Origin of the sequence: Kitasatospora phosalacinea, from assembly GCF_000717185.1 — a bacterium.
Lineage (GTDB): Bacteria > Actinomycetota > Actinomycetes > Streptomycetales > Streptomycetaceae > Kitasatospora > Kitasatospora phosalacinea_A.
The window spans coordinates 1-1,158 of sequence record NZ_JNYE01000249.1; the positions used below are offsets into that span (position 1 = coordinate 1).

1 protein-coding gene is annotated in these 1,158 nt (G+C 74.0%); it reads right to left on the reverse strand.

Features of this window, described 5'->3' with window-relative positions; genetic code table 11:
* Positions 1 to 1,158 (reverse strand): acyltransferase domain-containing protein (locus tag OO57_RS37835; RefSeq protein ID WP_033257451.1); only part of this gene is annotated, 1,158 nt, incomplete at both ends.

Genomic DNA, 1,158 nt, shown 5'->3' on the forward strand with positions numbered 1-1,158 from the left:
GGTGCTGTGGGCGGCCATTGCGGTCAGGACGGCGTCGGGGCCGAGTTCCAGGAAGCGGGTGACGCCGTGGGTGGTGAGGGTGGTGACGGCGTCGGCGAAGCGGACGCTCTCGCGGACCTGGTGCACCCAGTAGTCGGGGGAGGTGAGGTCGGCGGCGCTCTGGCCGGTCAGGGTCGAGACGACCGTCAGGTTGGGCTGGTGGTAGGTGAGTTGGGCGGCGACGGTGCGGAACTCGGCGAGCATCGGCTCCATCAGCGCGGAGTGGAAGGCGTGCGAGACCGTCAGCGCCTTCGTGCGCTGGAAGGAGGCCGCGACCTTGGCGACCGCTTCGGCCTCGCCCGAGATGACGATCGCGCGCGGCCCGTTGACGGCGGCGATGTCGACACCGGCGGCGAGTGCCGTGCGGACGTCGTCCTCGCCGGCGGCGACGGCGACCATCGCGCCGCCGGTGGGCAGGGCCTGCATCAGGCGGGCGCGGGCGCCGACCAGGGCGCAGGCGTCCTCCAGCGACCACACGCCTGCCGTGTAGGCGGCGGCATACTCGCCGATGGAGTGCCCGGCGACCGCGTCGGGGCGCACGCCCCAGGAGGCGTACAGCCGCTGGAGGGCCACCTCGACGGCGAACAGTGCGCACTGCGCGTACCCCGTCAGGTTCAGTGCTTCGGCGTCGGACCACATGACGTCCTTGAGGGGACGCTCCAGGCCCTTGTCGAGCAGCGCGCACACCTCGTCGAGCGCGGCGGCGAACACCGGGAAGCGGCCGTACAGTTCCTGCCCCATGCCGAGGCGCTGCGAGCCCTGGCCGGTGAACAGGAACGCCAGCTTCCCGGGCGCACTGACCTGCCCGGCCTCCTGGCCTTCCGCCAGAGCGCGCAGGCCCGCCAGCAGCTCGCCGCGCTCCGCGCCGACGACCACCGCACGGTGCTCGAAGTGCGTGCGCGCCGTCGCCAACGCCCGCCCCACCGCAGCGGGTTCACCCGAACCGGCAGCCTCCAGCAGCCGCCCGGCCTGCGCCCGCAGCGCCTCCGCGCTGCGCGCCGAGACGGGCCAGGCGAGGACGCCGGAGGGGTGCGGGGTGGTGTCGTCCGCGGCCGGGGTTCCGGCTTCCTCGACGATGACGTGGGCGTTGGTGCCGCTGAGGCCGAACGCGGAGACGGC